Here is a 3,322-nt window from a genome sequence, read left to right on the forward strand (position 1 = left end):
CTGGCTGGCACAGTCCGATGAGTCGGTACTGAATTACGATAAATTGACTTATGCCGGTAATCTAAACAACCTGACCAGTTTGCGCAATGACGAACGCCACCTGTTTGTGCAAGGCGATATTTGTGACGGTGAGAAGTTAGCGGCCCTGTTTGCGGAACACCAGCCACGCGCGATTTTACACTTCGCTGCCGAAAGCCATGTTGACCGCTCAATTCACGGCCCGGCTGCCTTTGTTACCACCAATGTCAACGGTACCTTTACCCTATTGGAAGCAGCACGCGCTTATTGGAATACGCTGGATGCGGATAAAAAAGCCGCCTTCCGCTTCCTGCACGTATCAACCGATGAAGTCTATGGCACCTTGTCTGCGGAAGACCCGCCATTCACTGAAACCACGGCCTACGCACCAAACAGCCCTTACTCCGCATCCAAAGCAGCATCTGATCATCTGGTACGCGCTTACCACCATACTTATGGCATGCCGGTATTGACCACCAATTGCTCAAACAATTACGGTGCGTATCATTTTCCAGAGAAATTAATTCCGCTGATCATCACCAATGCCCGCGCCGGTAAAGATCTGCCTGTCTATGGCGATGGTCAACAAGTGCGTGACTGGCTGTATGTAACCGACCACTGCGCTGCAATTCGTCGCGTGCTGGAATCCGGTCGCGTTGGCGAGACCTACAACGTAGGTGGCTGGAATGAACAAACCAATCTGAGCGTCGTCCACACCATTTGCGATTTGCTCGATGAATTACAAGCCAAGCCAACAGGTAGCTATCGCGATCAGATCAAACATATTACCGACCGTCCTGGTCACGACCGTCGCTACGCCATTGACGCGCGTAAGATCGAACGTGAATTGGGCTGGAAGCCAGCAGAAACCTTTGAAACCGGTCTTCGTAAAACCGTGGAATGGTATCTCGCCAACGACGCCTGGGTCGCTCAGGTGCAATCCGGTGACTACATGAAGTGGGTCGATCTGCAATACAGTAATAAGGAACAAGCATGAGTTTCAATCCATCATCCCGCAAAGGGATTATTCTGGCGGGCGGTTCCGGTACCCGTTTATACCCGGTCACCAAGGCTGTCTCCAAACAATTGCTGCCGGTCTACGACAAGCCGATGATTTACTATCCACTGACATCGCTGATGTTAGCCGGTATGCGCGACATTCTGATCATCTCTACACCACAAGACACACCACGTTTTGTTGAGTTGTTAGGCGATGGTTCACAGTGGGGTATCAATCTGCAATACGCGGTGCAACCATCACCAGATGGGCTGGCCCAAGCGTTTATCATTGGTAAAGAATTTGTCGGCAATTCGCCATCGGCACTGATCCTGGGTGACAACATCTACTACGGTCACGATTTTGAGCCGCAACTGCGTAATGCTGATGCCCGCAATCAAGGTGCTACCGTGTTCGCGTATCACGTGCATGATCCGGAACGTTATGGCGTGGTCGACTTTGATGCGAACAAGCAAGCACTCAGCATAGAAGAAAAACCGCTCAAACCAAAATCCAACTACGCCGTCACCGGTTTGTATTTCTACGATAATCAGGTGTGCGATTTTGCTGCCAATATCAAACCGTCACCACGTGGTGAATTAGAAATTACCGACGTCAACAATGTCTACCTGAAACAAGGTGAACTGAACGTCGAATTGATGGGTCGCGGTATGGCATGGCTCGATACAGGGACCCATGAATCATTGCTTGAAGCAGGCCAGTTTGTGGCGACAATCGAAAAACGTCAGGGCTTAAAAGTCGCGTGTCCGGAAGAAATCGCGTTCCGCCGCAATTACATCAGCGCCGAACAACTCGAAGCTTTAGCGCAGCCATTGAAGAAAAACGAATACGGTCAGTATTTGCTGCGTCTTCTGCAACACAAAACTTTTTAAGCTATGAACGTTATTAAAACCAGTTTACCAGAAGTCATGATCATCGAACCGAAAGTCTTCGGTGATGAGCGCGGCTTTTTTTACGAGAGTTTCAACGCCAAAAAATTTGCAGAATTGACGGGTGTTGACCTGGAATTTGTTCAGGACAATCACTCGATGTCGGCTAAAAATATTTTGCGTGGCCTGCATTACCAGATCCAACAAGCCCAAGGTAAGCTGGTACGCGTGGTGTCTGGTGAAGTATTTGACGTTGCGGTCGATTTGCGCAAAAGCTCACCACGTTTTGGTCAATGGACAGGTGTCACTTTATCCGCCACTAATCAGCGTCAATTGTGGATACCGCCTGGTTTTGCACATGGCTTTGTGGTGACTAGCGATAAAGCAGAATTCTTGTACAAAACGACGGATTACTGGGCGCCAGAATTTGAACGCAGCCTGATGTGGAATGATCCAGCCATTGGTATTGAATGGCCAATCACTGAAGCACCTGTCTTGTCCGGTAAAGATCAGATCGCCAAATTGCTGGCGGATGCAGAGGTCTTTGCATGAGAATTTTGCTCACTGGTGTGACGGGGCAACTCGGTCACACTTTGCAACCGATCTTAAGTCAGCACCATGAAGTGATCGCGCCAACCCGTGCTCAACTTGATCTCAGCGATGCGGCTGCGATTGCCGCCTTTGTTGCAGAGTGCAAACCAGACCTCATCATCAATCCAGCCGCTTACACTGCGGTTGATAAGGCAGAGACGGAAGCCGAACTCGCACACGCCATCAATGCCATCGCCCCTGGTGTATTTGCTGAACAGGCAAAGAAACTGGGCATAGGACTGATTCATTATTCGACAGACTATGTGTACGACGGTAGCTTACGCGACGACAATGGCAAGCTGCCAAGTTACACCGAAGACGCACCGACTAATCCAGTCAACGTCTACGGAAAAACCAAACTCGCGGGTGAACAAGCAATTATTGCCAGCGGTTGCAAATACCTGATCTTCAGAACAAGTTGGGTGTATTCGACCTTCGGAAAAAACTTCTTGTTGACGATGTTGCGTCTGGCTAACGAACGCGACGAATTGCGTGTTGTGAACGATCAATGGGGTGCGCCGACATCGGCCAATGCCATCGCCGACATCAGCGCCGCTATCGTCGCGCAGTTGAACTCCGTTGAAGATGCTGCGACATGGTGGAAATCACATCAGGGTATCTATCATCTGACCACCAAAGGACGTACCAGCTGGTGTGGATTTACGCAAGAAATCATGCGTCAGACGAGTGCTGCAGGTCGTTTGCACAAAGTGGCACCAACGGTCACCGGCATCCCGGCAACAGAGTACCCAACCCCGGCACAACGTCCGGTTAATTCCTGTCTGGATACTAGTTTGCTGGCGACAACGTTTCATGTGCAAATTCC

General features: G+C 50.1%; 4 protein-coding genes. All 4 read left to right on the forward strand.

The genetic code is table 11. The features are described 5' to 3' along the window. Positions 1-1,015 (forward strand): dTDP-glucose 4,6-dehydratase (rfbB, locus tag H8K32_RS19805; RefSeq protein WP_246447524.1); only part of this gene is annotated, 1,015 nt, incomplete at its 5' end. Further along, on the forward strand, positions 1,012-1,908 hold the full coding sequence (rfbA, locus tag H8K32_RS19810; RefSeq protein ID WP_186914330.1) for a glucose-1-phosphate thymidylyltransferase RfbA: 897 nt from the start codon (positions 1,012-1,014) through the stop codon (positions 1,906-1,908). The genes rfbB and rfbA, both read left to right, overlap by 4 nt. Before the next feature lie 3 nt (positions 1,909-1,911). After that, on the forward strand, positions 1,912-2,457 hold the full coding sequence (gene rfbC, locus H8K32_RS19815) for a dTDP-4-dehydrorhamnose 3,5-epimerase (protein ID WP_186914332.1): 546 nt from the start codon (positions 1,912-1,914) through the stop codon (positions 2,455-2,457). After that, on the forward strand, positions 2,454-3,322 hold an 869-nt coding region (gene rfbD / locus H8K32_RS19820; protein ID WP_186914334.1), incomplete at its 3' end, for a dTDP-4-dehydrorhamnose reductase. The genes rfbC and rfbD, both read left to right, overlap by 4 nt.

The organism is Cognatundibacterium jejuense (genome assembly GCF_014284255.1).
Classification (GTDB): domain Bacteria; phylum Pseudomonadota; class Gammaproteobacteria; order Burkholderiales; family Burkholderiaceae_D; genus Undibacterium; species Undibacterium jejuense.